Annotated in this window: 24 protein-coding genes; 12 read left to right on the plus strand and 12 right to left on the minus strand. The window is 71.2% G+C overall.

What is annotated here, in order from left to right; all coding sequences use genetic code 11:
- Positions 1 to 104 precede the first annotated feature (104 nt).
- The 5 genes from RM479_RS12050 (at position 105) to RM479_RS12070 (ending at position 3,904) form a co-directional block, all read left to right on the plus strand.
- Positions 105 to 965 (plus strand): biotin--[acetyl-CoA-carboxylase] ligase, encoded by an 861-nt coding sequence (locus RM479_RS12050; protein ID WP_311511794.1) that lies wholly within the window; start codon positions 105 to 107, stop codon positions 963 to 965.
- A gap of 108 nt (positions 966 to 1,073) precedes the next feature.
- The gene (locus RM479_RS12055; RefSeq protein ID WP_311511795.1) at positions 1,074 to 1,595 is read left to right on the plus strand and encodes a PH domain-containing protein; all 522 of its coding nucleotides are present in this window, start codon (positions 1,074 to 1,076) and stop codon (positions 1,593 to 1,595) included.
- A 127-nt stretch (positions 1,596 to 1,722) separates the two neighbouring features.
- The gene (locus tag RM479_RS12060; RefSeq protein WP_311511796.1) at positions 1,723 to 2,721 is read left to right on the plus strand and encodes an adenylate/guanylate cyclase domain-containing protein; all 999 of its coding nucleotides are present in this window, start codon (positions 1,723 to 1,725) and stop codon (positions 2,719 to 2,721) included.
- A gap of 111 nt (positions 2,722 to 2,832) precedes the next feature.
- On the plus strand, positions 2,833 to 3,468 hold the full coding sequence (locus RM479_RS12065) for an MBL fold metallo-hydrolase (RefSeq protein ID WP_311511797.1): 636 nt from the start codon (positions 2,833 to 2,835) through the stop codon (positions 3,466 to 3,468).
- Between the two features lie 85 nt (positions 3,469 to 3,553).
- Positions 3,554 to 3,904 carry a hypothetical protein gene (locus RM479_RS12070; RefSeq protein WP_311511798.1) on the plus strand — a complete coding sequence of 117 codons (351 nt, stop codon included), beginning with the start codon at positions 3,554 to 3,556 and terminating at the stop codon, positions 3,902 to 3,904.
- Between the two features lie 7 nt (positions 3,905 to 3,911).
- Here RM479_RS12070 and RM479_RS12075 read toward each other — a convergent pair whose 3' ends face one another.
- The 5 genes from RM479_RS12075 to RM479_RS12095 form a co-directional block, all read right to left on the minus strand.
- Entirely contained in the window at positions 3,912 to 5,054 is a 1,143-nt protein-coding gene (locus RM479_RS12075) for a DNA alkylation repair protein (protein WP_311511799.1), read from the minus strand.
- 366 nt (positions 5,055 to 5,420) lie between these two features.
- On the minus strand, positions 5,421 to 6,206 hold the full coding sequence (locus RM479_RS12080; protein ID WP_311511800.1) for a succinate dehydrogenase/fumarate reductase iron-sulfur subunit: 786 nt from the start codon (positions 6,204 to 6,206) through the stop codon (positions 5,421 to 5,423).
- Positions 6,203 to 8,134: a fumarate reductase/succinate dehydrogenase flavoprotein subunit gene (locus RM479_RS12085; protein ID WP_311511801.1), complete on the minus strand. Its 1,932-nt coding sequence runs from the start codon at positions 8,132 to 8,134 to the stop codon at positions 6,203 to 6,205. The genes RM479_RS12080 and RM479_RS12085 overlap by 4 nt, the downstream gene beginning before the upstream one ends.
- A gap of 35 nt (positions 8,135 to 8,169) precedes the next feature.
- A complete protein-coding gene (locus RM479_RS12090; protein ID WP_311511802.1) occupies positions 8,170 to 8,994 on the minus strand; it encodes a hypothetical protein in 825 nt (274 codons plus the stop codon).
- A 283-nt stretch (positions 8,995 to 9,277) separates the two neighbouring features.
- Positions 9,278 to 10,246 carry a LysR family transcriptional regulator gene (locus tag RM479_RS12095; protein ID WP_311511803.1) on the minus strand — a complete coding sequence of 323 codons (969 nt, stop codon included), beginning with the start codon at positions 10,244 to 10,246 and terminating at the stop codon, positions 9,278 to 9,280.
- A gap of 131 nt (positions 10,247 to 10,377) precedes the next feature.
- On the opposite strand from RM479_RS12095, the gene RM479_RS12100 reads away from it, so the two are divergent.
- From RM479_RS12100 to RM479_RS12110, 3 genes are read left to right on the plus strand one after another with little or no spacing between them, the layout of a single operon-like run.
- Positions 10,378 to 11,028 (plus strand): succinate dehydrogenase cytochrome b subunit, encoded by a 651-nt coding sequence (locus RM479_RS12100; protein ID WP_311511843.1) that lies wholly within the window; start codon positions 10,378 to 10,380, stop codon positions 11,026 to 11,028.
- Complete coding sequence (locus RM479_RS12105) at positions 11,029 to 12,975, plus strand: fumarate reductase/succinate dehydrogenase flavoprotein subunit (protein ID WP_311511804.1); 1,947 nt, start codon at positions 11,029 to 11,031, stop codon at positions 12,973 to 12,975. It begins immediately after the preceding gene.
- Complete coding sequence (locus RM479_RS12110) at positions 12,972 to 13,718, plus strand: succinate dehydrogenase/fumarate reductase iron-sulfur subunit (RefSeq protein ID WP_274808759.1); 747 nt, start codon at positions 12,972 to 12,974, stop codon at positions 13,716 to 13,718. The genes RM479_RS12105 and RM479_RS12110 overlap by 4 nt, the downstream gene beginning before the upstream one ends.
- 199 nt (positions 13,719 to 13,917) lie before the next feature.
- Here RM479_RS12110 and RM479_RS12115 read toward each other — a convergent pair whose 3' ends face one another.
- The 5 genes from RM479_RS12115 to RM479_RS12135 all read right to left on the minus strand — a co-directional run bounded on the left by RM479_RS12115 (position 13,918) and on the right by RM479_RS12135 (position 16,845).
- Positions 13,918 to 14,559 (minus strand): GNAT family N-acetyltransferase, encoded by a 642-nt coding sequence (locus RM479_RS12115; protein WP_311511805.1) that lies wholly within the window; start codon positions 14,557 to 14,559, stop codon positions 13,918 to 13,920.
- Positions 14,560 to 14,642: 83 nt separating this feature from the next.
- Positions 14,643 to 15,275, minus strand: a complete 633-nt coding sequence (locus tag RM479_RS12120) for a GNAT family N-acetyltransferase (RefSeq protein WP_311511806.1) — start codon at positions 15,273 to 15,275, stop codon at positions 14,643 to 14,645.
- A gap of 53 nt (positions 15,276 to 15,328) precedes the next feature.
- The gene (locus RM479_RS12125) at positions 15,329 to 16,012 is read right to left on the minus strand and encodes a TrmH family RNA methyltransferase (protein ID WP_311511807.1); all 684 of its coding nucleotides are present in this window, start codon (positions 16,010 to 16,012) and stop codon (positions 15,329 to 15,331) included.
- 21 nt (positions 16,013 to 16,033) lie between these two features.
- A complete protein-coding gene (locus RM479_RS12130; protein WP_311511808.1) occupies positions 16,034 to 16,423 on the minus strand; it encodes a hypothetical protein in 390 nt (129 codons plus the stop codon).
- Positions 16,424 to 16,470: 47 nt separating this feature from the next.
- Complete coding sequence (locus RM479_RS12135) at positions 16,471 to 16,845, minus strand: DUF3054 domain-containing protein (RefSeq protein WP_311511809.1); 375 nt, start codon at positions 16,843 to 16,845, stop codon at positions 16,471 to 16,473.
- A 137-nt stretch (positions 16,846 to 16,982) separates the two neighbouring features.
- Between RM479_RS12135 and RM479_RS12140 the strand changes: the two genes are divergently transcribed.
- On the plus strand, positions 16,983 to 18,650 hold the full coding sequence (locus RM479_RS12140; protein ID WP_311511810.1) for a serine/threonine-protein kinase: 1,668 nt from the start codon (positions 16,983 to 16,985) through the stop codon (positions 18,648 to 18,650).
- A gap of 34 nt (positions 18,651 to 18,684) precedes the next feature.
- Entirely contained in the window at positions 18,685 to 20,514 is a 1,830-nt protein-coding gene (locus RM479_RS12145; protein WP_311511811.1) for a serine/threonine-protein kinase, read from the plus strand.
- A 225-nt stretch (positions 20,515 to 20,739) separates the two neighbouring features.
- Here RM479_RS12145 and RM479_RS12150 read toward each other — a convergent pair whose 3' ends face one another.
- A complete protein-coding gene (locus RM479_RS12150) occupies positions 20,740 to 22,950 on the minus strand; it encodes a S9 family peptidase (RefSeq protein ID WP_311511812.1) in 2,211 nt (736 codons plus the stop codon).
- A gap of 124 nt (positions 22,951 to 23,074) precedes the next feature.
- Between RM479_RS12150 and mshB the strand changes: the two genes are divergently transcribed.
- Together mshB and RM479_RS12160 are read left to right on the plus strand one after the other, a co-directional pair.
- Complete coding sequence (gene mshB, locus RM479_RS12155; RefSeq protein ID WP_311511844.1) at positions 23,075 to 23,941, plus strand: N-acetyl-1-D-myo-inositol-2-amino-2-deoxy-alpha-D-glucopyranoside deacetylase; 867 nt, start codon at positions 23,075 to 23,077, stop codon at positions 23,939 to 23,941.
- The gene (locus RM479_RS12160) at positions 23,938 to 24,456 is read left to right on the plus strand and encodes a hypothetical protein (RefSeq protein ID WP_311511813.1); all 519 of its coding nucleotides are present in this window, start codon (positions 23,938 to 23,940) and stop codon (positions 24,454 to 24,456) included. The genes mshB and RM479_RS12160 overlap by 4 nt, the downstream gene beginning before the upstream one ends.
- Before the next feature lie 50 nt (positions 24,457 to 24,506).
- Here RM479_RS12160 and RM479_RS12165 read toward each other — a convergent pair whose 3' ends face one another.
- Positions 24,507 to 25,544, minus strand: coding sequence for a site-2 protease family protein (locus tag RM479_RS12165; protein ID WP_311511814.1), 1,038 nt, complete (start codon positions 25,542 to 25,544; stop codon positions 24,507 to 24,509).
- Positions 25,545 to 25,567 lie beyond the last annotated feature (23 nt).

Here is a 25,567-nt window from a genome sequence, read left to right on the forward strand (position 1 = left end):
ACGGCATCGCCTTCGACGTGACCGCACCGGCGCACCGTCCCCGACATCCGGGTACGGTGCGCCGGTGTTCGCGCCCCCCGGGTCGGCGCTGCTGTAATGGGGGCATGACCAGCGCTCCCGAGTCCTTCCCGCGCCCGCCGCTCGACGCGGCGGCGCTCAACGCCGTCCTCGCCCGCCCCGACGGCATGTGGGAGCGGATCGAGGTGGTGCCCGAGGCCGGGTCCACCAACACCGAACTGGCGGCCCGGGCCCGTGACGGCGCACCGCACGGGAGCGTGCTGGTCGCCGAACACCAGAGCGCGGGCCGGGGCAGGCTCGGCCGCGGATTCAGCACACCGCCGCGCGCCGCGCTCACCGTCTCCCTGCTGCTGCGCCCCACGGTGCCGGTCGGCCGGCTGGGCTGGCTCTCGGCGCTCATGGGCGTGGCCGCCGTCGGCGCGGTGCGCGGCACCACCGGTGTCGAGGCCGCCCTCAAGTGGCCCAACGACCTCATGGTCCCGAAGGCCTCCACCACCCGGCCCGAACGGGCCGACGGCAAGCTCGCCGGCATCCTCGCCGAGATCGACTTCTCCTCCGGGGCCCCGGCCGTGGTGGTCGGGATCGGGATCAACGTCTCCCAGAGCCGGGAGGAACTGCCCGTGGCCACCGCCGTCTCCCTGCGGGGCGAGGGCGCGACCGACCTCGACCGGGGCGTGCTGCTGGCCTCCCTGCTCGGGGAGTTCGAGGAGCTGTACACGATGTGGGCGGCGGCCGAGGGCGACGCCGAGGCCGCCGGGCTGGCCGCCGTCTACCGCGACACCTGTGTCACCGTCGGTCATCGGGTGCGTGTCCACCTGCCCGACGGTCGGGTCCTGAAGGGGACGGCCACCGGTATCGACGCGGACGGGCGGTTGGTCGTCGACGGTCCCGAGGGGGAACGGGCCCTCAGCGCGGGCGATGTCGTGCACGTGCGCCCCGACCGCTGAGGAGCGAGGAGGAGGGGACAGGGGGTTCGGAGAACGTCTCCGGAACGTTGTCCACAAGCCGGCAACACGACCTTTCTGGACGGTACCGGCCTATGCCATGATCCGGATATGCCTATCGCGGACCGCTATCTCTCCGACGACGAGGAACTCGTCCACGTCGTGCGCCAACACTGGACCGTCCTCATCGAGGAGTTCACGGCGCTGCTGCTCATCGTCGCCGCCGTCGGCGCGGCGCTGTGGTTCATGCCGTGGGAGGAGACCTGGGCGCTCATCGCCGCCGGAGTGGTCGGCGTGCTCGCCCTGATCGCCGCGCTGGCCTTCTGCGTCATCCCCCTGCTGCGCTGGTCCACCACCGTCTACATCCTCACCAACCGACGGCTGATGACCCGCGACGGCCTCATCTCCCGCCAGGGGCGGGACATGCCGCTCACCCGGGTCAACGACGTCTCCTTCAGCATGTCGATCTGGGAACGCATCATGCGGTACGGAACGTTGTCCGTGCAGTCGGCATCCGAACAGGAGGCCATCGTCCTCAAGAAGGTGCCCCGGCCGGAGTGGTTCCAGGCCGAGATCTACAAGAGGGTCAACGACGCCCACCGACCGGAGACCCCCGCCGGTCCCCAAGGGTGACCGTCCCCCCGACGGGCGGTGACCAGGGGCGTAAGCTGGAGGTGGCCCCGCGCGTCGCGACCTCGCCGCGCAGGTCCATAGTGCTCGCTCCCCGCACTGGCGGGGACGGTTCCGTGAAAGAGAACGTATGTCGTCGCGTCCTGACCCGAAAGTGATCGAGACCGCTCTCCTGGGCGGTGAGACGGTCTACACCAGGGAGCAGGCGATCGAGCTCGCCGCGGCCGACCCCGAGTTGGCCGGGCGCATCTGGCGTGCCCTGGGCTTTCCCACCCAGAGCGACGACACCGTCATCTTCACCGAGAGCGACGTGGAGGCCCTGAGGCTGGCGACCGGCCTGTTGGACGACGGCGTTCTCGACGAGGAGGCCGTGGTCCGCTTCGCCCGCGCCATGGGACAGACCATGGCGCGACTGGCCGACTGGCAGACCAGCATCCTCAGCACCCTGCTCTTCCGCGAGGGCGAGGGCGCGGACGGGGCGGGCCCGTTGATGAACCAGGTCAAGGAGCTGCTGCCGGACGTCGAGCGGCTGCTGCTGCACATCTGGCGCCGCCAACTCGCCGCCTCCACCGCCCGCACCCTGGCGGTGATGTCCAACGGTGGCGACGGTGTGCCCAACTACTACCCGCTGATCGTCGGATTCGCCGATCTGGTCTCCTTCACCACGCTCAGCCGCGAACTCGACGAGGTCGAACTCGCCGAGGTGGTCGAGGGCTTCGAGGCCACCGCCGCCGACATCGTCGCCTCCGGTGGCGGTCGGGTCGTCAAGACGCTCGGCGACGAGGTGCTCTACGTCGCCGACGATCCGGTCAAGGCCGCCGACATCGCCCTGCGCCTGGCCTCGGGGGTCAAGACCCACGTGGAGGTGCCCGACGTGCGGGTCGGCCTGTCCGCCGGTCCGGTGCTCACCCTGCACGGCGACGTGTTCGGCACCACCGTCAACCGGTCCAGTCGACTCACCTCCTTCGCCCGGCCCGGCACCGTCCTCATCGACGAGGACCTGGCCCGCAGCCTGGAGGACACCGAGGGACTCCAGGTGGTCAAGGTACGGGCGCGGCACGCCCACGGGCTCGGCCTCATCCAGCCCTACACGCTGCGTCGCAACTTCGAGCCCGGCGGCCTCGCCTGACCGGCGACCCCCACCCGGCACTCGCCCGAGCGGGGTGTGAGCGAGGCCCGCTCGGGATAGGCTTTGAACCGCCGAGCCAGTGATCCGCGACGTCAGGCGGTGGAGCCTTCGATGAGCGACCCTTACTCCGTCGTGCGTCTGCGCACCTTCGGACTCCTCAGCCTGGAGGGGGTCGAGTCCGCGGTCGAGAACAACGTGTGGATCGTCGGTGACGAGGAGAGCGCGATCGTCATCGACGCGGCCCATGACCACCGCGCCATCGCCCGCGGGCTGGGCGACCGCGAACTCATGGCGATCGTGTGCACCCACGGACACGGCGACCACATCAACGCCGCCGTGGCACTGGCCGAACTCACCGACAGTCCGATCCTCCTGCACCCCGACGACGCCGACCTCTGGCATCGGGTCTACCCCGACCAGGAGCCGGACGCCCCCCTGCTGCACGGTGAGGTCCTCCAGGTGGGCGGCCTCGAACTGCGGATCCTGCACACCCCGGGGCACACCCCGGGCGGGGTGTGCCTCTACGCGCCCGCCATCAACGCGGTGTTCAGCGGTGACACGCTCTTCCCGGACGGTCCCGGTGCCACCGGTCAGCCGCTCTCGGACTTCCCGACCATCATCGCCTCGATCCGCGGCCACCTCACGGTCCTGCCGGAGGAGACGGTCGTGCACCCCGGTCACGGCGACTCGACCTCCATCGGCGAGGCCGCCGCGCACCTGGACGACTGGACGTCACGCGGATTCTGAGCCCGGCCCGGGAAACCCGTGGCGCGCCCGCGACGGAGGCCCCTACCGTGGTGCCCGTTCCATCCCCGAGAGAACGAGGCCCTCGATGACCATGCCGGGGAAGGGCACCCGCGGGATCGTCGTCGACGGGGTCGCCTACCGCCGGCGGCACCGCTCCCGTCGAACGGCGGGCGGACCGCTCACCTTCGCGGTCGAACGCGAGAGCGCGCCCGGCCGCCTCATCTCGGTCACCCTGGCGGACCGGGGGCCGACGGCGCCCTGCTGCCCGTCCTGCGAGATCGTGGACGCGGAGCCCATCACCCCCGCCCGGGTCGCCGAGGCGGTCCGGGCCGCACTCGCCGACGGCCGGGACCCCGAGGGGCCCGCCGGGGTGCACCGACCGGACATGCGCCCCTGGGCCGACGCGGGTACCCGACCGGCCGGGGTGCGGCGGTGAACCGCGATCAGGGTCGCTCACCGGCGGGCCGGACCCGCAGCTCGAACGGGGCCGCGCCCTTGATGACACCGTTGACCTGTACCTCCACCAGGTGCTCCCCGGGGTGATGCGCACGGGTGCTGATCGGCCGCACCCGGTGGCGCTTCTCCAGCGTCCGCCGCTCGCCCGCGCACAGCTCCACGGTCGTCCATTTGAACACCTTGGGGCGGCGGGTGCCGTCGGCCCGCACGTAGTGGACCCGGTAGTCCACGATGACCGTGTGCGGGCGGTCGTCGGCGTTGACCAGGTCCACCCGCACGGTCAGGGTCCCCCCGAGATCGAGCCCGGCGGGGGAGACCCCCATCGCCTCGGCCCGCACGTGTTCGCCACCGGTCGCGCCCAGCAACGCCAAGGCCCTCTGGTCGCCCTTCTTGACCAGGGTGCGCAGCGCGTGCCGGACGGTCCACGCGGTCTCCGGGGTGGGGCTCTCCCGCAGCCACCGCTCGGCCAGGTCCAGGACCCGGTCGGGATGATCGCGCGAGACGTCGTTGAGGTTGTTGGCGACCGAGGTGCGCACGTAGGCCGACGGGTCGTTGCGCAGGGACTCCAGGACCTCCAGCACGGGTCCGGGGTCGGTGACGAAGTCCGTCATCCGCCGCGCCCACGGCAGCCGGGGACGCATCCCCTCGCCTGCGAACCGGCGCACGTTCGGATCCGGGTCCAGGGCGCAGTCCCGCATGAGCGCCAGGGTCGCCTCCCGGTGGTGCACGAGGAAGGGGCGCACCGCGAACTCGGAGGTGTGCCGCCGGGTGATCTCCACCAGGGCGGGCAGTGACGCCTCGGGGTGGGCGACCCCGTACTCCTCCACGAAGCGGGCCACGGCCATCAGGTGGAACCCCTGGCCGTACATCCCGCCGCCCTCCACCAGTCCTTCGCCCAGCGAGGCCACGAGCACGGCGACCGCGTCGGGGTAGGACGCGGGCAACCGGGCGCGCAGGCTCTCGGCCATCACCATCACCCGGTCCTTGAGCTCCAGGGGGCCGACCCGGGCGTCCACCTCGGCGGCGTAGCCCTCCACGTCGAAGTCGGGGTACCGCTCCCGGATCGCCTTGCCCAACAGCCGCGCGGCCTCACCGTCGATGTGCCGTTTGAGGCTGTGGTCGTCCGTCATCGTTGCCCGCCCTCACCCGCCGTTCGAGGGAGCACAGTGTGCCGCTCCGCCCGGGAAAAGTCGAGATTCGCCATCAAGAGGATGAAAGGGCATCTCCTTCGCTTCAGGGTCGTCCGGGCGCATCGCTCCTCATCCGCCCCGTCCTCCGGTGAACGGTGGGCGCACGGCCTCCGCGTCGGCCCTCCGCATCCGTCCCGCGCGTCCGGCTTCCGTGTCCGTCCCGGGTTCGGCTTCCGCGTCCCCGGGCGCGGCCGGTCCGGGCGGGCCTCTCACCGACGCGCGCCCGTGCCGCCCGGTGCGGATCCGGGGGCACGGGCGCGGTGAGCCGGCCGAGGGGAGGGGATCGCACGCTCCCCCGGCCCGTGATCACTCCCGGGGGCGGCGGACGTTGGGGACGATCGGGGTGTCCTTCGGCCGGACGCCGATCTTGGACCCCAGCCACACCAACGGGTCGTACTTGCGGTCGGCGACGCGCTCCTTCATGGGGATGAGCGCGTTGTCGGTGATGCGGATGCCCTCCGGGCACACCTCCGTGCAGCATTTGGTGATGTTGCAGTAGCCCAGCCCGAACTCGTCCTGGGCGATCACACGCCGGTCGGCGGTGTCCTCCGGATGCATCTCCAGCTCGGCGACCCGCATCAGGAAGCGCGGACCCGAGAAGTGCTCCTTGTTCTCCTCGTGATCGCGGATCACATGGCACACGTTGTTGCACAGGAAGCATTCGATGCATTTGCGGAACTCCTGCGACCGCTCCACATCGACCTGCGCCATGCGGAAGTCGCCCGGCGACGTCGCCGGGTCCGGTGTGAACGACGGGATCTCCCGTGCCTTGTCGTAGTTGAACGACACGTCGCACACCAGGTCCCGGATCACCGGGAACGTGCGCAGCGGCGTCACCGTGACGACCTCGTCCTCGGCGAACACGCTCATCCGCGTCATGCACGACAAGCGGGGCACGCCGTTGATCTCCACCGAGCACGACCCGCACTTGCCCGCCTTGCAGTTCCACCGCACCGCCAGGTCCGGGGTCTGCGTGGCCTGGAGCCGGTGCAGCACGTCCAGCACCACCTCGCCCTCGTTGACCTCGACCCGGTACTCGGTCAGATCCCCCTCGTCCGCGCCGCGCCAGACCCGGAACACCCGCTCGCTCATGCCCGCTCCTCCTCGTCCGCGTCGGCCGCCGTCTCGGGCAGCTCCTCCTTGGTCAGGTACTTCGCCAACTCGTCGGGATCGAACAGCGCCAACAGTTCCGGGGGGATCTCGGGGACCGGCCGCCGGCCCACCGTCACACCGCCGGGACCGTCGACCCGCACCTCCAGGTTGAGCCGACGCCACCGCGCCGACATCTCGGGGAAGTCGTCGCGGGTGTGCCCGCCGCGCGACTCCTCGCGCTCCAGCGCCGCCGCCGCGATGGCCCGGGACACCACGAGCATGTTGGGCAGGGACATCGCCAGGTGCCAGCCCGGGTTGTACACCCGGTCCCCGGGCGCGCTCAGCCCGGTGGACCGCTCCTCCAGACGGGACAGCCGCTCCAGCGCCTCCGTGAGTTCCGGACCCCGCCGGATGATCCCGACCAGGTCGTTCATGGTGTCCTGGAGATCGGAGTGGAGCGTGTACGGGTTCTCGCCGGTGCCCTGCTTGAGGGAGGCCAACGCGTGCTCGGCGGCCTCGCTAGCCTTCGGCTCCACGGCCTCGTAGGGGATCCGGTGGCCGTTCGTGCCCGCCGTGTACTCCGCCGCGCCCAGTCCGGCCCGACGGCCGAACACCAACAGGTCCGACAGCGAGTTGCCGCCCAACCGGTTGGACCCGTGCATGCCGCCGGCCACCTCGCCGGCCGCGAACAGACCGGGCACGTCGGTGGCGGCGGTCTCGGCGTCCACCCGCACCCCGCCCATCACGTAGTGGCAGGTGGGGCCCACCTCCATGGCCTCGGCGGTGATGTCGACGTCCGCCAGCTCCTTGAACTGGTGGTGCATCGAGGGCAGTCGTCGGCGGATCTCCTCGGCGGGCAACCGCGTCGACACGTCCAGGAACACACCGCCGTGCGGTGACCCCCGACCGGCCTTGACCTCGCTGTTGATCGCCCGTGCCACCTCGTCGCGGGGGAGCAGTTCGGGGGGCCTGCGGTGGTGCGCCGGGTCGTCGTACCAGCCGTCGGCCTCCGCCTCGGTCTCCGCGTACTGGGCGCGGAACACGTCCGGCACGTAGTCGAACATGAACCGCTTCCCGTCGGCGTTGCGCAGCACTCCGCCGTCGCCGCGCACCGACTCGGTGACGAGGATGCCCCGCACCGACGGCGGCCAGACCATGCCGGTGGGGTGGAACTGCACGAACTCCATGTTGATGAGCGACGCCCCCGCCCGGAGCGCCAGCGCGTGGCCGTCGCCGGTGTACTCCCAGGAGTTGGAGGTGGTGCGGAACATCTTCCCGATACCGCCGGTGGCCAGTACGACCGCGGGCGCCTCGAACACCACGAAGCCGCCGTCCTCGCGGCGGTAGCCGAACGCCCCGGTCACCCTGCCCTCGTGCACGAGCAGCTCGGTGATCGCGGTCTCGGGGAACACCCGCAGCCTCGCGTCGGGATCGCCCAGTTCGGCGGCGTCGGCCTGCTGGAGCGCCACGATCCGCTGCTGAAGGGTCCGGATCATCTCCAGACCGGTCCGGTCGCCCACGTGCGCGAGCCGGGGGTACTCGTGCCCGCCGAAGTTGCGCTGGCTGATCCGGCCGTCGGGGGTCCGGTCGAACAGCGCGCCCCAGTACTCCAGCTCCAGGATGCGCTCGGGGGCCTCGCGCGCGTGCAGCTCGGCCATGCGGGGATCGTTGAGGAACTTTCCGCCGCGCACGGTGTCACGGAAGTGCACCCGCCACTCGTCGGCGGGGTTGGCGTTACCGAGCGCGGCCGCGGCGCCGCCCTCGGCCATCACCGTGTGCGCCTTGCCGAACAGCGACTTGGAGATGACGGCGGTGCGCATGCCCTGTTCGCGGGCGGCGATGGCGGCGCGCAGCCCGGCGCCGCCCGCACCGATCACCACCACGTCGTAGGTGTGCCGGGTGAAGTCGGGTGCTCTCGAAGGAGCCATCGTGTGCCTTTCCGGGTCGGCCTCGTGCCCAGAGGTCAGTTGAAGAAGCGCGGATCGGTGATGACACCGCTCGACACGAGCGCGATGTAGGCGTCGGTGGCGATGAGGGTCGCGATGCTGGCCCAGCCGAAGTGCATGTGCCGGTCGTTGAGCCGGGAGACGCCGGTCCACAGCCGATAGCGGACCGGGTGGCGGCCGAAGGCGCGCAGACGGCCGCCCATGATGTGCCGGCAGGAATGGCAGCTGAGCGTGTAGCCCCACAGCATGAGCACGTTGAGGAGCATGATGACGTTGCCCAGGCCGACGCCGAAGCCGCCGTTCGTGCCGTGGAGGAAGGGCACGAACATGTCCCACGTGTTGATCAGGGTGATGACGAAGGCGACGTAGAAGAAATAGCGGTGCCCGTTCTGGGGGAGCATCAGCGGCCGGGTCTCACCGGTGTACGACCGGTGCGGCTCCCGGACGGCGCAGGCGGTGGGCGCCTGCCAGATCGAGCGGTAGTAGGCCTTGCGGTAGTAGTAGCAGGTCAGCCGGAACAGCAGCAGGAACGGCAGGCTGAGCAGGGCGTAGGGGACCAGCGGCGGGAACTCCACCGGCAGCCGCCCGAACAGGGCGGCGTCGGGCGCGCACTGGGCGGCCAGACACGGTGAGTAGAACGGGGTCAGGTAGTGGTGCGCCTGGACCCAGTAATGGTCCTGTTGGAAGACGCGCAGGGTCGCGTAGACGACGAAGGTGGCCAGGCCCAATGTGGTGAACAGGGGGCCGAGCCACCAGCGGTCGGTGCGCAGGGTGCGCTCTGGGATGCGTATCCGGGCGCGTGCGGGGGGCGCGCCTTCGGGCGGGGTCACCGTCGTCTCCACCTCCTGTGGAGTGCCCGGACGGGGCGCGGGTGACCGCGTCCCATCGTGGCGTTCTCCTGAGTGCCGGCCGGCCGCCGTGGCCGGAAGGGAACCGCTCTGTCACGCCACGTTAGGTGGCTGTGATGACGGTCACATCTCAGGCTCCACGAAACCCCGGGGAAATGGATGTGAAATGCGCCACTCTTTTTCTATTTTTTGTGTGCTCGTGTGGTGAGAACAAAAAGAAAAGGAGGTTATGGGATGTTCGTGACTTCCGTTAAGGAAGTGTCGGAAGTGACGGGAGTCAATCCTCGTCCTTTTCGCGGCCACCCGCGTCCGGGTCGGAGATGAGCACTTCCAGGTCCGGACCCAGCTTCTCCGGTGACATCCCCAGCAGGTACTCGTTGAGGTGCCGCCGGAAGGCGTCCGCCGAGTGGGAGGGGTCCACGTCCTTGCGGCGCGCCAGCGCCACCGTGCGCAGCAGCCGGGGCCGGGCCAACGGTGTCCCCCGCAGGCCCGGACGGTTCTTGAGCACCATGCTCGGCACCACCGCCAGACCCAGGCCCGCCTCCACGAAGCGCAGCACGGCGTCCATCTCGCCGCCCTCCACCGCCAGCCGGGGCTCGAACCCCGCCGCCCGGCAGGCCCGCAGCGTCGCCTCGCGCACGTCGTACCCCCGCCGGAACATCACCAGCGGCCGGTCCCGCAGCTCGGTGATCCGGATCGACGCCCGCCCGTTGGGTGAGGGCCTCGACATCGGACTGGCCACCACCAGGTTCTCCCGCAGGATCGGAGTGGTCGAGAAGTCCGGGTCGCTGCTGTGCAGCGGCAGGATGATCAGGGCCAGGTCCAGCTCACCCCGCCCCAGGTCGCGGACGAGGTCGCGCGACCCGCTCTCCTCGACGTTCAGCTCGATCCCGGGGTGGCGCGCGTGGAAGTCGGCGAGCACGTCCGCCAGCAGCCCGGCGCACAGCGAGGGGGTGGCCCCCAACCGGACCCGTCCCCGGCGGATCCCCGCCAATTCGGCCACCTCGCGTCGGGCCGTCTCCAGGTCCGTCAGGATGCGCTGGGCCAGCGGTAACAGCGCCTCGCCGGCCGGTGTGAGTGTGATATTTCCCCGGGCACGACTGAATAACGGCGCGCCCAACTCCTTCTCAAGGCTCCGGATCTGTTTGCTCAAGCTCGGCTGGGCGACGCGTGAAAGCTCGGCTGCGCGGGTGAAATGGCGCGTACGGGCGACGGCGACGAAGTAGGCGAGCTGTTGAAACTGCATGAGTCATAGCCTACGGCTATGGAGACCAGAGTCCCGATGCCTTAGACGTCGGGCTTAACTCGAATTTAAAGTGACAGGCTGTGGCGAACAGTACCTTGACCAAGAAGCGGTCTACGGCCTACGGGTCCACGGTGGCACTCAAATCAGCGATGGCTGTCACCGGTGCGATCCTCGTGCTGTATTTGATCGCGCACATGTACGGCAACCTGAAGGTCTTCTCGGGCCAGGCCGCGTTCGACGGCTACGCGCACGGTCTCCGCGAACTCGGATACCCGATCCTTCCGGAACAGGGTTTCCTGTGGATCGCGCGCGTCGTCCTGCTGACGAGCGTCCTGATCCACATCTACGCGGTGGTGATCCTGTGGAGGCGTGCCGCGCGCGCCCGACAGAACCGCTACCAGGTGAAGAAGCGCGTCCAGCGCTCCTACGCCTCCTACACCATGCGGTACGGCGGCGTTCTCATCGCGCTCTTCGTCGTCTTCCACATCCTGCACCTGACCGTCAACGCCATCGCGCCCGGAGGCAAGTCCGACAGCCCCTACGAGCGGCTCGTGAACGGGTTCCAGCCCGAATTCTGGTACGTGACCCTGTTCTACGTCGCGGCCGTGATCGCCGTGGGCTTCCACCTGCGGCACGGCATCTGGAGTGCCATGGCCACGCTCGGCGTGAACAAGGCCTCCCGCCAGGGCAAGATCAACGCGGTGGCCGTGGCCCTCGCCCTGATCGTGACCATCGGCTTCCTGCTCCCGCCTCTGGCGGTCACCTTTGGACTGGTGAGTTAATTGTCTGACACCGACTACTTCGTCGTCGGAGAGCCGATCCGGGACGAGAAGGCCCCGGAGGGGCCGATCAACGAGCGCTGGGACAAGCGCCGTTTCTCGGCCAAGCTGGTCAACCCCGCGAACCGGCGCAAGCTCTCCGTGCTCATCGTCGGCACCGGCCTGGCCGGTGCCTCCGCGGCCGCGACCCTGGGCGAGGCCGGCTACAACGTCACCTCGTTCTGCTACCAGGACAGCCCGCGTCGCGCGCACTCCATCGCCGCGCAGGGCGGCATCAACGCCGCCAAGAACTACCGCAACGACGGCGACAGCATCTACCGGCTGTTCTACGACACCGTCAAGGGCGGCGACTTCCGCTCCCGCGAGTCGAACGTCTACCGTCTGGCCCAGACCAGCGTCGAGATCATCGACCAGTGCGTGGCCCAGGGCGTCCCGTTCGCCCGCGAGTACGGCGGCCTGCTCGACAACCGCTCCTTCGGCGGTGTGCAGGTCTCCCGCACCTTCTACGCTCGCGGCCAGACGGGCCAGCAGCTGCTCATCGGCGCCTACCAGGCGCTGGAGCGGCAGATCGCGGCCGGCACCGTCAAGATGAACACCCGCCACGAGATGCTCGAACTCATCGTGGTCGACGGCAAGGCCCGCGGCATCATCGCCCGCGACATGATCACCGGTGAGATCGAGACGCACTTCGCCGACGCCGTCGTGCTGGCCTCCGGTGGCTACGGCAACGTGTTCTTCCTGTCGACGAACGCGATGGGCTGCAACGTCACCGCCACCTGGCGGGCGCACCGCAAGGGCGCGCTCTTCGCGAACCCCTGCTACACGCAGATCCACCCCACCTGCATCCCGGTCAGCGGCGACTACCAGTCCAAGCTGACCCTGATGAGCGAGTCGCTCCGCAACGACGGTCGCATCTGGGTGCCCAAGCAGCACGGCGACACCCGCGATCCCCGCCAGATCCCCGAGGACAAGCGCGACTACTACCTGGAGCGCATCTACCCGTCCTTCGGTAACCTGGTGCCGCGTGACATCGCCTCCCGCGCCGCCAAGAACGTCTGTGACGAGGGCCGTGGCGTCGGTCCCGGCGGCCTGGGCGTGTACCTGGACTTCGCCGACGCGATCCAGCGCATGGGGCGGTCCACCGTCGAGGCCAAGTACGGCAACCTGTTCGACATGTACCAGCGCATCACCGGCGAGAACCCGTACGAGGTTCCGATGCGCATCTACCCGGCCGTCCACTACACCATGGGCGGTCTGTGGGTCGACTACGACCTCCAGAGCACCATCCCGGGCCTGTTCGTGACCGGTGAGGCCAACTTCTCCGACCACGGCGCCAACCGCCTGGGCGCCAGCGCGCTGATGCAGGGTCTGGCCGACGGTTACTTCGTCCTGCCCAACACCATCAACGACTACCTGGCGAACGGCCCGTTCGAGAAGATCGACGAGTCGCACCCCGAGGCCGTCGCGGCCAAGGAGCAGGTCACCTCCCGGATCGAGACGTTCCTGTCACTCCAGGGCTCCCGCACCGTCGACTCCTTCCACAAGGAGCTCGGCAACATCATGTGGGAGTACTGCGGCATGGAGCGCAGCGAAGAGGGCCTCACCAAGGCCATCGAGCTCATCCGCAACCTGCGCGAGGAGTTCTGGCGCGACGTCAAGGTGCTCGGCACCAACGACGAGCTGAACCAGGCCCTGGAGAAGGCCGGCCGCGTCGCCGACTTCCTGGAGCTGGGCGAACTCATGTGCATCGACGCCCTGCACCGCCGGGAGTCCTGCGGTGGCCACTTCCGCGCCGAGAGCCAGACCGAGGACGGTGAGGCGCTGCGTCACGACGACGAGTTCGCCTACGTCGCGGCCTGGGAGTTCGGTGGCGATGGCAACAAGCCCGTGCTCCGCAAGGAAGACCTGGAGTACGAGTACGTCGAGATGAAGCAGCGGAGCTACAAGTGAACATCACTCTGCGCGTATGGCGCCAGAAGGGCCGGGACGACCAGGGCCGGTTGGTCACCTACAAGCTCACGGACGTCTCCCCGGACATGTCCTTCCTGGAGATGCTCGACGTTCTCAACGAGAAGCTCACCCTGGAGAACGAGGACCCGGTCGCGTTCGACCACGACTGCCGTGAGGGCATCTGCGGTGCCTGTGGCGTCGTGATCGACGGCGAGGCACACGGTCCGGAGGTCACCACCACCTGCCAGCTGCACATGCGCAGCTTCAAGGACGGCGACACCATCACCGTGGAGCCGTGGCGGGCCAAGGCGTTCCCGGTCCTCAAGGACCTGGTCGTCGACCGGGGCTCCTTCGACCGGATCATTCAGGCGGGCGGCTACATCAGCGCTCCGACGGGTACCGCGCCGGACGCCCACGCCAACCCGATCCCGAAGCCGGACGCCGACCGCGCGTTCGACGCCGCGACCTGCATCGGCTGCGGCGCCTGCGTGGCGGCCTGCCCGAACGCCTCCGGCATGCTGTTCACCGCCGCCAAGGTCACCCACCTCGGCATGCTCCCGCAGGGGCAGCCGGAGCGGGCCTCGCGCGTGGTCAACATGATCAACCAGCACGACGAAGAGGACTTCGGCGGCTGCACCAACATCGGTGAGTGCGCGGCGGTCTGCCCCAAGGGCATCCCGCTGGACACCATCTCGCAGCTCAACCGCGACCTGCTGGGTTCTCTCGCCAAGGGCGTCGGCTGACCCCTGCCACGAGGTGCCGGGGCCGCGTCCCTTCGGGGGTGCGGCCCCTTTCCCGTGCCCGCCTCGGCGACCCGCGCAACCGCCCGGCGATCTCACCGCCGTCCACCCCCGCGCCGCGGACGGCCCCGGGCGGCGTCGGACACCGGGCGGACGGATCCACGCCGGGAGGTCATCGTCCGCGGACGGCGACGCACGGTCGTCAGACCGGGACGGGCGGGCGGACCAGGAGGTGGGTGACCGGGGTGTCCGGCTCGGCCACGGTAGCGGTCACCTCGAAGCCGAACCGCGCGTAGTAGCCGAGGTTGGCCGGATTCATCGTTTCCAGGAACACCGGCACGCGGCCGGTATCGGCCCGTTCCAGGCCCGCGCGCAGCAACAGCGTTCCGGCACCGCTGCCGGGTACCGCCGGATCGGCGCCCAACATCGACAGGTACCAGTGGGGTTCGTGGGGGACGTGCGCCTTGAGCGCGGAGAAGTAGTGCATCGCCCGGGCGAATCGGCGCGGTCCGAGGAGGCCCAACCAGTGCGGCAGGGCGCGCAGGGTGTCCTTCGCCCCCTCGGCGCTTCCGTCCGGGGCCGACCACAGCGCCACGCCCCGGATCACCGGCCCGCGTGCGGCGTCCTCATGGGCCTCGACGACGGCGGAGTACCCCAGAGGGACATACGAGAAGCCCGCCATGAGGGCGCTCGCCCGGGTCGTCCGCGCGATGCGCCCCATGTCGTCGGGGAACATCCACCGGAACAGCGGATCCTCGTGGAAGGCCCGGCCCAGGACGCGCGCCACCCCCGGCAGGTCGCCCATGGTCGCGGGCCGCACCGTGCGCGTGAGCGTGGTGGTCATGGTGGCGCCCCTCTCCGTCGGCACCCCATGTTAGGTCACGTGAAGATCACGAGCGGGGCCGCGCGCCCGGCCCCGGGCAGGCGTCAGGACGGGTCGCGTCGCAGGAACCAGCTGGTCCCCACCTCGGGTGCGGCGGCCTCGCCGGTCACCTGGAAGCCGAACCGCTCGTAGAAACCCACGTTCTTCTCGTTGAGGGTCTGGGTGAAGACCGGCTGCCCCTCGGAGTCGGCCCGGTCCAGGCCGTCGGTGAGCAGCGACCCGGCCAGCCCGGTGCCCGCCATCGCCGGGTCGACGCCCAACGCGGCCAGGTACAGGTGGGGTTCCTGTGGCGCGGCCATCTTCCACTCCGCGAAGATCCGAATGAAACCGGACACCCGGGACCGTCCGAGCAGTTGCCCCCAGTGCGGCCACATCCGCAGCGACACCAGCCGGCCCTCGGGGTTCGTCGTGTACGGGGCCCACAGGGCCGCGCCGCGGATCACCGGCGCGGTGTCGTCCTCGGCCACCTCGACGACACGGGTGTCACCGACGGGCACGTAGCCGAACCCGGCGGTCAGGGCCAGGAATCGTCTGGTCTTGGCCATCCGCTGCTCGTTGTCGGGGAACAGCCACTGGAAGAGCGGGTCCTCGTGCAGGGCGCGGCTCAACACGCGCGCCACCCCGGGCACGTCGTTCATGGTCGCGGACCGGGCGGTGGTGGTCACAGTCGAAGTCATCCGTTGACTCTCCAATAGGGGGCCTTTACCGGCCATGGTAGATCACGAATTCATCACGAGAGTTTCTGGGGCATGGCCGTTTCCGGCACCCTCTGGTCGAACACGTGCGCCCGCACCCAGGCGTGCATGGCGATCGCCGCGGCCGCTCCCGCGTTGATCGACCGGGTGGACCCGAACTGGGCGATCGACAGCACCGCCCGGCACACGGAGCGGACCTCCTCCGACAGCCCCGGACCCTCCTGACCGAACACCAGTACCGCTTCGCGCGGGAGGGGATGGGTCTCCAGCGGCACCGCGCCGGGCAGGTTGTCGATGCCGATCAGCGGCAGATCGCGCTCGGCCGCCCACGCCACCAGCGACACGGTGTCCGGGTGGTGGTGCACGTGCTGGTAGCGGTCGGTGACCATCGCCCCGCGCCGGTTCCACCGGCGCCGCCCCACGATGTGCACGGCCGCGCACCCGAAGGCGTTGGCGGTGCGCACCACCGAACCGATGTTGAAGTCGTGGGACCAGTTCTCCACCGCGACGTGGAAGGGGTGCCGGACGGTGTCGAGGTCGGCGACGATCGCCTCCCGTCGCCAGTAGCGGTAGCGGTCGACGACGTTGCGCCGGTCGCCGACCGCCAGCAGTTCGGGGTCGTAGTGGTCGCCCTGGGGCCAGGGCCCGGTCCAGGGGCCGACACCGACCTCGCGCGCCTCATCGTCCTCACCAAGGGTGCTGTCGGGGTTCTCGTTCATCGCTCCCAGCTTAGGTACCGCCTAGAGGCGGATCTCCCCCTGGACGTTCCCTCCCTGGAAGACGCGCGCGTTTCCGCTCACACCACCGGTGATCCGATTGCTCACCGACCCCTCGCTCCGCTGCGAGACCTGGCCCCGCAGTTCGCGCACGAGGGAGCCGATCTCCGGGTCCTCGGCCGCGGCCCGCTCCAGGTGTTCGGCGACCGCCTCGATCGCGGCGGGGTCGTCGCTGTCGACACGCGCCTCGTCCAAGGCCTCCTGGGCGGCGGCGTCACCGCGGAACCGTTTGAAGACGGCCCGCTGCAACCTCTTCAACCCTTCGACGACCGTTTCGCCGGCGTGCTCGGAGATCTTGGCGGCGGCACCGGTGACGAGCGCGGTGGCCAGTGCGATGGTGACGGGATCGGCCATGGGGGTGTCCCTCCGGGGGTGGGCGCGAACGTTCCCAGTGTCGCCGATCAGGAGGCGGTCTGTCGCCTCTTCGCCACGACGAGCGCGATCGCCCGCCACCCCAGCATCGTCGCGGCGAGGAACAGCGAGGTGACGATCACGAACGACAGGGGCGTCCCCTCGCCCACGATCCGCCGCGCCACCATGCCCCCGACCACGGTGATCGCCCACACCGACACGCCCGTCGGCCACAACGCGGCGGGGGAGCGCCAGGCCCGGGAGGACGCCCACCCGAGCAGGGCGCCGGCCAGGAACGGCCACGCGGTCGTCAGCACCGCCCCCACCGCGGTACCCGTACCGTGGTCGCTCTTGCCGACCACGACGAACACCAGAACGCACACCAGGTCGACGAGCAGGGCCGACAGAACCGCATACGAACGCATGGGCCCAGGTTACGGCGGCCCCCACCGGGCCCTTCGACGCCCCCGGAAACCTTTTCGGGGCGATCGGTATCGTAAGTGGCGGTCACGGAAGGTGACCTCCATCCCCCACTCGAAGACGAACGAGGATCAGCGTCCCCGTGAACCTCCCCCCTCCCCGCAGGGAGAACGATTCCACGCCCGCCGGGGTCACCCCTCTCACGGCGGGCGACCCCCGCGTCGTCGGCGCCCTGCGCGTCGTCGGCCGCCTCGGTACGGGCGGTATGGGCACGGTCTACGCGGCCCTGGACGACCACGACCGCCGGGTGGCGCTCAAGCGCGTCCACCCGATGTACGCCGCCGACGAGGACTTCCGGATCCGCTTCGCCCGCGAGGTGAAGCTGGTACGCCGCATCCGGGTGCCGGGGGTTCCGCGCTTCCTGGACGCCGACACCCGCGCCGACGTCCCCTGGCTGGCCACCGAGTACGTGCCGGGTCCCACCCTGGAGGCCCACGTCCGGGGGGCGGGACCCCTGACCGGGACCGCCCTGGCCGGCTTCGCCCGGGTCACCGCCGAGGCGCTCGCCGCGATCCACGCGGCCGGGGTGGTGCACCGCGACCTCAAACCCGGCAACGTCATCCTGTCGCCCGACGGACCCAAGGTCCTCGACTTCGGGATCGCCCGCGCGGCGGAGGAGACCGCGCTGACCCGCACCGGCGGCCTGGTGGGCACCCCGGGGTGGATCGCGCCCGAACAGTACCGAGGGCTGTCCGCCACCGACCGCTCCGACATGTTCGCCTGGGCCTGCCTGGTGGTGTTCGCCGCCACCGGCAGGGGTCCCTTCGGCGTCGGTACCGCCGACGTCATCGCCGGCCGCATCCTCTCGGCGCCGCCGTCCCTCGAAGGGGTCCCCGACGCGCTCCGACCGCTCCTGGCCCACGCGTTGGACAAGGACCCCGGCCGGCGTCCCGCGGCGGCCGAGGCGGCCGGCGCCCTGCCGGTCGCCGTGACCCCCTGGGGCGGCGCGTTCCTCCCGGAGGACACGGATCCGGAGGCCTGGCTGCGGGCGGCCCCGCCCCGCCGCCCCTGGAGGCGCCGCCACGGCCGCGTCCTCACCCTGGCCGCGGTCGCCACGGCCCTGGCCGTCGCCGTGGGCGCCGGCTCGACCCTTCTGCCCCTGGACGACACCCCGCCGCCGTCCGAGGTGCCGCCGTCCGACGGCGGGGACGTGCCGACGACGGACGCCGCCGCCCTGGCGGAGGTCCCCGAGGAGTATCGCGACCTCTACGAGAACGGCACCGTGGTCATCGAGCCCGCCTCGGACACCGAACCCGTCGTCGTGCGCTCCCTCGTGGCGTCCGAGGGCCGGGAGGCCGTGGAGCAGCTCCGCGTCACCTTCACCGGTTCGAGCCAGCACAGCGGCACCCTCCGGGTGGACGTCCGGGTGGAGTACCTCCCGGACTTCGGCTCCCTGCGGCTGCACAGCCAGGACTTCGCCTGGGTCCAGGCCATCGAGCCCGACCACGAGTACCTCGACCTCCGACGCTCCACCAGCCCGGGGGTCCTCGCTGAACTGGACCCGGAGGACCCCACGGAGGAGTTCCCCGTGACCTTCTTCGGTTCCCCTCCGGGTGTCGTGTACTACCTCCCCGAGGCCGCCCTCGACGAGGACCGTCGGGCCCCTCTGGACCAGCCCGGGGGGTTCTGTCACGGCTCTCCCGAACCGGGGATCCACGATCCCTACCCGGGTCACCCGGACCTCGGCCGCCACGACGCCACCCTCACCGACGGCGTGCCCGTGAACAGCTGCGCCTATGTCGTCCCCTGACCCTCGCCCCCCGTTTCGACGAGAGAAGACCCAGGTGAACCCGACCTCCCCCCGCCCCTTCGCCGCCGACCGGCTGCCGGCGGGCGTGTCCCCTCCCGCGGCCACGGATCCGGACCACATCGGCCCCTACCGCGTGGTCGGTCGTATCGGCGCGGGCGGAATGGGCGCCGTCTACGCCGGGATCGACCCGTCCGGGGCCTGCGCCGCGGTCAAGGTGGTCCACCCGCACTACGCGGCCGACCCCGACTTCCGGGCGAGGTTCGCCCGTGAGGTCTCCCTGGTCTCCCGGGTCCGGGCCACCTGCACCGCGGGTTTCCTCGGCGCCGACACCGACGCCGAGTCGCCGTGGATGGCCGCCGAGTACGTGCCGGGGGGCACCCTGCGCGCGCACGTCAAGAAGAACGGGCCCCTCACCGGCGGGATGGCGATCTCCCTGGCGGCGGGCCTGGCCGAGGCCCTCACGGCGATCCACGCGGCGGGCATCGTGCACCGCGACCTCAAGCCCGGAAACGTGATCCTGGCGCCCGACGGCCCCAGGGTGCTGGACTTCGGCATCGCCCGGGCGACCGACGCCACCGCGCTGACCCGCACCGGCGGCCTGTTCGGGACTCCCGGGTGGATGGCGCCCGAACAGTACGCCCGGGTGGAGGCCACCGACCGCTCCGATGTGTTCGCGTGGGGCTGCCTCGTGGCGTTCGCGGCCACCGGACGCGACCCCTTCGCGGGTGGGCCGGTGGAGGCGGTGATCCACCGGACCCGCACCGAGGAACCCGACCTCACCGGTGTGCCGGACGAGATCCTGTACACGGTGCGTCGTGCCCTGGCCAAGGACCCCGCGGTCCGCCCGACCGCGGCAGAGGCCCTCGCCGAGGTGACCGGGGCGTGGAGCGCCACCCGGGTCGGGGCTCCCCTGGAGACCGACCCCACCCGTGTGGTCCCCGCGATGCTCGCCACCGAGTGGCGGGGGATGACCTCGGCCGCCCCGCGCCGGATCCGACGCTCCCCGCGGGTGCCCCTCCTCGCCGCCGGCGCGGTCGCAACGGCGGCGGCCGTCATCGGTACGTGGTTCGTGGTCGGTCCGGACGCCGGGGTGGAGGATCCCGGTACGGCTCCGGAGGCCACCGCCTCCCCGGAGGCGACCGACCCCGGAGGGCCCGCCGTGGACGGCGACCCGCGGGACGCGGCGGCCGTGATCGGCGAGGCCGTGGCCTCGGCCGAGGACGCGTCGAGTTTCATCGTCCATCACCTGCGGCGGAGCGCCGAGACGGCCTCCGACTCCTCCGACCTGACCCTGTGGTACACCGAGGAGCCCGAACCCCTGATGAAGGAGGTCGTGTACGCCGGCCCGGCCGTCTTCACCGTCCTCCAGATCGGTGAGGGGCCCGATGACGTGCTGGCCCGCATCGACTCCAACCTGGCCGGCCTGGTCGAGGGCGACTACTACCGACCGGACCCGGAAGAGGACGTCCGCGATCCCCGCGCGGACTGGGCGGCCTCGCTGGAACCGCTCCGGGAACTGCTCGGCGACGCCGACGCCGTCACCTACCAGGGGAGGACGCCGACCCCCTACGAGGACTACCCCCAGGAGTTCCTGGACACCTATGACCTGGCCGGTCGGACCGGTCACCACTACACGGGCACCGTCCCCGTCACACTGAACGCCGGGGTCTTCGACGGGACCTTCGACCTGTGGGTGGACGAGACCGGGTACCCGCAGCACTTCCAGTCCTACACCCGCTTCGGTGAATGGGAGGAGGACGCCGAGTACGAGCGGATCGCGTTCATCGACTTCGACGGCCCGGTGGAGGTCCCGGTGCCCGACGAGTCCGAGATCGCCGCCTCGCGTGAGGAGGGCTCGCCCTGAACCGTGTTCGGCGGATCCCTCCGGTTCGCGACCGCCGGTCCGCTTCCCGCCTCCCGCACACGGACGGCCGGCACCGGACCGACCCGCGCCGGTCGTCGTGCGAGAGATCGCCCGGAGACCGCTGACACCGTCCGACGCGACCGCCGAACCGGTGAGGGCGTCCACCGAACACGACCCGGCGGTGATCCCGATGCCGCGCCCGCGGAGGGCGCGGCACCGGGCCGGTCACCCCTCGCCGCGCAGGGCGTCCTTGAGGAACTCCACCTGGAGCAGCATCAGGTTCTCCGCCACCGTCGGGTCCGACGGGGAGTGGGTCACCCCCGACAGCGGCAGCACCGTGTGACCGCGCCCCGCCGCCAGCAGCGCCGAGGACATCCGCTGGGTGTGCGCGAACACCACGTTGTCGTCGGACAGGCCGTGGATCAGCATCAGTGGCCGCTCCAGCTTGGCCGCGTCCTCCAGCAGCGAACTGCGCTCGTACACCCCCGGGTCGTCCTGCGGCAGGCCCAGGTACCGCTCGGTGTAGTGGGTGTCGTACAGCCGCCAGTCGACCACCGGCGCGCCCGCCACCGCCGCGTGGAACACGTCCGGGCGGCGCAGCACCGCCAGTGCCGACAGGTAGCCGCCGAACGACCACCCGTGGACGCCCACCCGTGAGGTGTCCAGGAAGCCGAAGCGCTCCGCCGCGTCCCGCAGCGCGGTCACCTGGTCCTCCAACACCCCCGTGGCCAGGTCCAGGTGGATCTCCTGCTCCCACTCCACACCGATGCCCGGGGTGCCCCGGCCGTCGGCGATGAGCACCGCGAACCCCTGCTCCGCGTACCACTGGGCGCTCAGGAACGCGCCCCGCGCGTTGAGCACCCGCTGGGCGTGCGGGCCGCCGTAGGGCGCCATGAGGACCGGCAGGGGGCGCAGGTCCTCCCGGTACCAGGACGGCAGCACCAGCGCGCACGGGATGCCCCGCTCGCCCGCCCGCCAGAACTCCACGCGCGGCTCGGGCAGCTCCGGTGTCTCGGCGAAGCTCTCGATGTCCGCGTGCGTGCGCCGGGTCTCGGTGCTCGCGTTGCGCAGCACCAGGGTGCGCACCCCGGGGAAGTCCATCGACCGGTGCTGTGCGACCAGGGTGTCGCCGCGCAGCCGACCCGACCGCAGCCCGCTGTGCGCACCCGCGTCGGCGGACTTGGAGCAGCCGTGCCCGGGCAGTTCGATCGGGGCGGTCAGCCCGGTGCCGAGGTCGGCCAGCCAGAGCGAGATGTCACCGGGATCCCCGGCGGGCGAACCGGAGTACAGGACGCGGTCGCCGTCCACGTCCACCACGCCGCGCACGTACACGTCGGCGGGGCCGATCGCGCGGTCGCCCACGAACACCCGACGCTCACCGGTGCCGCCCTCACGGCCGATCCACACGAGTTCGCCCTTGTCGGTGTGGGCGGGTACGCCCGGCATCAGCTCGACCCACACGTCGTCGGTCTCGGTCCGCGTCTCCATGGCGAGGCCGGTCACCGGGTCCGCGCCGAACAGGGTGAGGGTCCGCTGGTCACGGCTCTGGGCCGTGAAGATCACCGTCGGCGAGCCGTCCGGCCCACCGGTCCACCCGGCCGTCGCCAGGTACGGCAGCGCCTCCCGGTCCCACTCGACCCACACCGGGTCGGGGGCGCCCGCTCGCGCGAAGTCCCCCGAGGAGGCGACCGTCAGGACGGCCAGCCGCACCTCGGAGTTGTCGGTGCCGGCCGCCGGGTAGCGCAGCGTCGTGGGCTCCTGTTCCGGGGCGGCCGGGTCGTCCACGTACCAACGGGTCACCGGGGACTCGTCGACCCGGGCGGCCAGCAGCGCCGAGCCGTCGGGGGCCCACCAGAAACCGCGGTAGCGGCCCATCTCCTCGGCGGCGACGAAGTCCGCCAGACCCCAGGTGACGTTCTCCCCGTCGGGGGAGACGAGCACCCGGTCGCCGTGGTCGGGCTCGGCGTCGGCGATGTCGATGACCCGCAGCGCCCCACCGCTGACGTAGGCGACCCGGTCGCCGGCCGGGCTGATCCGCGGGTCGACCACCGGCGCGGTGGCGGGCAGTTCGCGCGGCTCGACGTGATCGCCCACCAGGTCGACGTAGAACAGTCGACCGGACAGGGTGAACACGGCCCGGGTGAACGCCCGGTCCACCGTGTAGGACACGATGCCGCCGCCGCTCTCGCGCAGCCGCTCCCGGCGCGCCCGCTCCTCGGGCGGCAGGTTCTCGTCGTCGGCGCCGAGCGCGCGCGGGTCGGCGACCACGCGTTCGGCGCCCCCCTCCACCTCGTGCACCCACAGGCACGTGGCGGTGTCGATGCCGTCGCGCCCTCTCAGGAAGGCGACACGCCGACCGTCCGGGGACACCTCGAAGGAGCGCGGGACGCCGATGGTGAAGCGTTGGGTACGGGCCTGTTGGCGAGGAAAGCTCATGTGCCGATTGTGGCCCACATCCCCGTTTCCCGCTCGGCCCCTGTGGACGGTCGCCCCGGCGGCACGCCCCGGTCGGCCGTTCGGGGGGGAGAAAGGGCATGTGGCCGGTATTGTTCACCACGTGGTGACCGACAGACGATTGATGATGGTGCACGCGCACCCCGACGACGAGAGCATCGTCACGGGGGCCACTCTGGCGAAGTACGCGGCCGAAGGGGCGGACGTCACCCTGGTGACCTGCACCCTCGGCGAGGAGGGCGAGGTCATCCCCGACGACCTCGCGTACCTGACCGCCGACCGCGACGACACCCTCGGCGATCACCGGATCGGCGAACTGGACAAGGCCTGCGTCGCCCTGGGCGTGCGCGACCACCGGTTCCTCGGCGGCGCCGGGCACTACCGCGACTCGGGCATGATGGGCGCCCCCTCCAACGACCACCCGAAGGCGTTCTGGGGGGCCGACACCGAAGAGGCCGCGCGGCTGCTCGCCGAGATCGTCCGCGAGGTGCGCCCGCACGTCGTGGTGACCTACGACGAGCACGGCGGGTACGGTCACCCCGACCACGTCCAGGCCCACCGGATCACCCGGCGCGCCTGCGTGAAGGCGGGGGAGCGGACGATGCCGGGGACCCCCTGGCAGGTGCGCAAGCTCTACGCGATCGCCCAGCCGGTCTCGGTCATCGAGGCGTCCATCGCCCGTCTGAACGAGGGGGCGGGCCCGTTCACCCCGCCGCGCGCGGTGTCCGACATCGCCCGGGGCACCCCGGACGAACTCGTCACCACCCGGATCGACGCCACCGACCAGTGGGCCGCCAAGACCCTGGCGATGCGCGCCCACGCCACCCAGATCACGGTGGACGGCGAACGCTTCGCCCTGTCCAACGACATCGCCCAGGAGATCGCCGCGGTCGAGCACTTCACCCTGCTCATCGGACCCACGCGGCGCCGTGCCGCCGGCACGTTCGAGACCGACCTCTTCGAGGGCCTGTGAGCACCGCGAAGGGTCCGGGCCGCTCCTCGTCCCGACCGGACCCGATGCCGGTGCCGGAGATCGACGCGCCCCACGACGACGGTGCCGGCCCGCTGTCCTCGGTGCTCACCGTCGTCACGGCGGTGGTCCTCGGGGCGGCGGGCCTCGTCACCGGTCTGCTGTCGGTGGTCACGGTCGGATGGCTGACCCGCTACTGGGAGGCGGGGATCCTCCCGCAGGTCCTGGGCGTGGCGGGCCTGCTGGTGCTCCTGGGAGCCGTGTACACCCTGTGCCGCCTGTGCGCCTGGGGCGCCCGCCGCTTCTCCTCCGCGGTCGCCTTCGCCCTCGGCTTCGTCGCCGCGCTCCTCCTGGTCGCCTCGTACATGCCCGGCGGCGATCGCCTGCTGACCGCCCACCTCCTCCACTCCGCCTTCCTCCTCGGCTCCATGGCGGTGCTGGGTGTGGCGGTGGCCCGTGGTCTCGACGGAAGGAACCCCTTCCTGACCGGTCTGCCCCGGGTCCCCGACAACAGGTGACCCCGGAACGCGAAGGGCCCCGCGGGGCCCTTCGCGTCGCTCTCGCCGGTTCAGCCGCTCCAGAACCGGAGCAGCAGCTCGCCGTAGAACACGATCCCCGAGAAGACCGGGTTCGGCAGGACCAGTGTGAGCAGCGAGTAGACCAGGTCCACCAGCCACTGGTTGAGGGCCGGGAACCACAGGATCGCGAACACCAGCACCGAACCGAACAGGGCGTTCACCCGGGCGGTGGACACCCACGGCCGGGCGCCCACCCACGGGGCGAGCACCTCGAAGCCGTCCAGTCCCGGGATCGGCAGCAGGTTGACCAGCGCCGAGGTCAGGTTGAGGAACGCCAGGAACGCCAGCGCGGAGATCGCCCAGTTCGTCGTGTCGTTGCCCACCGGGACCAGGATCGACACGGTGGTGGCCAGTGCGGCGAACAGCAGCAGGTTCGCCAGCGGGCCGGCGAGCGCGACCAGGACGCGCCGACCACGGGTGAGCCGGTCCCAGTCCACGAAGACGGGGGGCCCGTTCATGCCGAAGGCGCCGAAGCCCAGGTAGAGCACCGGAAGGACCGTCCCGGCGAAGGCGTGCCGATAGGCGAACGGGTTCAGCCGCAGGTAGGCGCCGCCGCGCTGTGAGCGGTCCCCGGCCAGGTGGGCGGCGAGCGCGTGCGCGAACTCGTGGACCGCTGTCGAGACGAGCCAGCCCAGCAGGATGAACAGCGGCGGGATCAGCGGGGTGACCGAGGCGCCCTCGGCGGCCCAGTCCAGTTCCACGGCCCGCCACGACGCCCATCCGGCGAACCCGGTGAGCCCCAGCAGCAGCACGAACAGCGGACTCGGCAGGAAGTCCAGCGGGCTCGGGGTCCGTTCGTCGTCCCCGGTCGGCTCCGAACCCGTGTCACCGACCTTCCCGACCCGTCCGCCCTCGCCGGCGGGCGCGTCGGGCACGACCGCCCCGGTGCCGGGACCGCGCCGCGCCGACTCGGGGCGGTTGAGGGCGTCCTCGGGCATCCGCTCCCACGGGTCGGCGGTGATCTCCTCCGGCGGGGAGCCGGAAGCGTCGGTCGTCTCCGCCTTCTGGGACGGGTCGGGCGTGGGCATGGTTCTCCTGCTGGTCGCGCGGG

This window comes from Nocardiopsis lambiniae, from assembly GCF_031845465.1.
Taxonomy (GTDB): domain Bacteria; phylum Actinomycetota; class Actinomycetes; order Streptosporangiales; family Streptosporangiaceae; genus Nocardiopsis; species Nocardiopsis lambiniae.

What these genes read in the sequence shown, in the direction of transcription:
- RM479_RS12070 (WP_311511798.1), top strand. Translation starts at nt 3,554, where the DNA reads ATGACCATGCCGGGGAAGGGCACCCGCGGGATCGTCGTCGACGGGGTC.
- RM479_RS12115 (WP_311511805.1), bottom strand. Translation starts at nt 14,559, where the DNA reads ATGACCACCACGCTCACGCGCACGGTGCGGCCCGCGACCATGGGCGAC.
- RM479_RS12150 (WP_311511812.1), bottom strand. Translation starts at nt 22,950, where the DNA reads ATGAGCTTTCCTCGCCAACAGGCCCGTACCCAACGCTTCACCATCGGC.
- RM479_RS12135 (WP_311511809.1), bottom strand. Translation starts at nt 16,845, where the DNA reads ATGCGTTCGTATGCGGTTCTGTCGGCCCTGCTCGTCGACCTGGTGTGC.
- RM479_RS12060 (WP_311511796.1), top strand. Translation starts at nt 1,723, where the DNA reads ATGTCGTCGCGTCCTGACCCGAAAGTGATCGAGACCGCTCTCCTGGGC.
- RM479_RS12130 (WP_311511808.1), bottom strand. Translation starts at nt 16,423, where the DNA reads ATGGCCGATCCCGTCACCATCGCACTGGCCACCGCGCTCGTCACCGGT.
- RM479_RS12165 (WP_311511814.1), bottom strand. Translation starts at nt 25,544, where the DNA reads ATGCCCACGCCCGACCCGTCCCAGAAGGCGGAGACGACCGACGCTTCC.
- RM479_RS12050 (WP_311511794.1), top strand. Translation starts at nt 105, where the DNA reads ATGACCAGCGCTCCCGAGTCCTTCCCGCGCCCGCCGCTCGACGCGGCG.
- RM479_RS12120 (WP_311511806.1), bottom strand. Translation starts at nt 15,275, where the DNA reads ATGACTTCGACTGTGACCACCACCGCCCGGTCCGCGACCATGAACGAC.
- RM479_RS12080 (WP_311511800.1), bottom strand. Translation starts at nt 6,206, where the DNA reads ATGAGCGAGCGGGTGTTCCGGGTCTGGCGCGGCGCGGACGAGGGGGAT.
- RM479_RS12075 (WP_311511799.1), bottom strand. Translation starts at nt 5,054, where the DNA reads ATGACGGACGACCACAGCCTCAAACGGCACATCGACGGTGAGGCCGCG.
- RM479_RS12085 (WP_311511801.1), bottom strand. Translation starts at nt 8,134, where the DNA reads ATGGCTCCTTCGAGAGCACCCGACTTCACCCGGCACACCTACGACGTG.
- RM479_RS12055 (WP_311511795.1), top strand. Translation starts at nt 1,074, where the DNA reads ATGCCTATCGCGGACCGCTATCTCTCCGACGACGAGGAACTCGTCCAC.
- RM479_RS12095 (WP_311511803.1), bottom strand. Translation starts at nt 10,246, where the DNA reads ATGCAGTTTCAACAGCTCGCCTACTTCGTCGCCGTCGCCCGTACGCGC.
- RM479_RS12065 (WP_311511797.1), top strand. Translation starts at nt 2,833, where the DNA reads ATGAGCGACCCTTACTCCGTCGTGCGTCTGCGCACCTTCGGACTCCTC.
- RM479_RS12125 (WP_311511807.1), bottom strand. Translation starts at nt 16,012, where the DNA reads ATGAACGAGAACCCCGACAGCACCCTTGGTGAGGACGATGAGGCGCGC.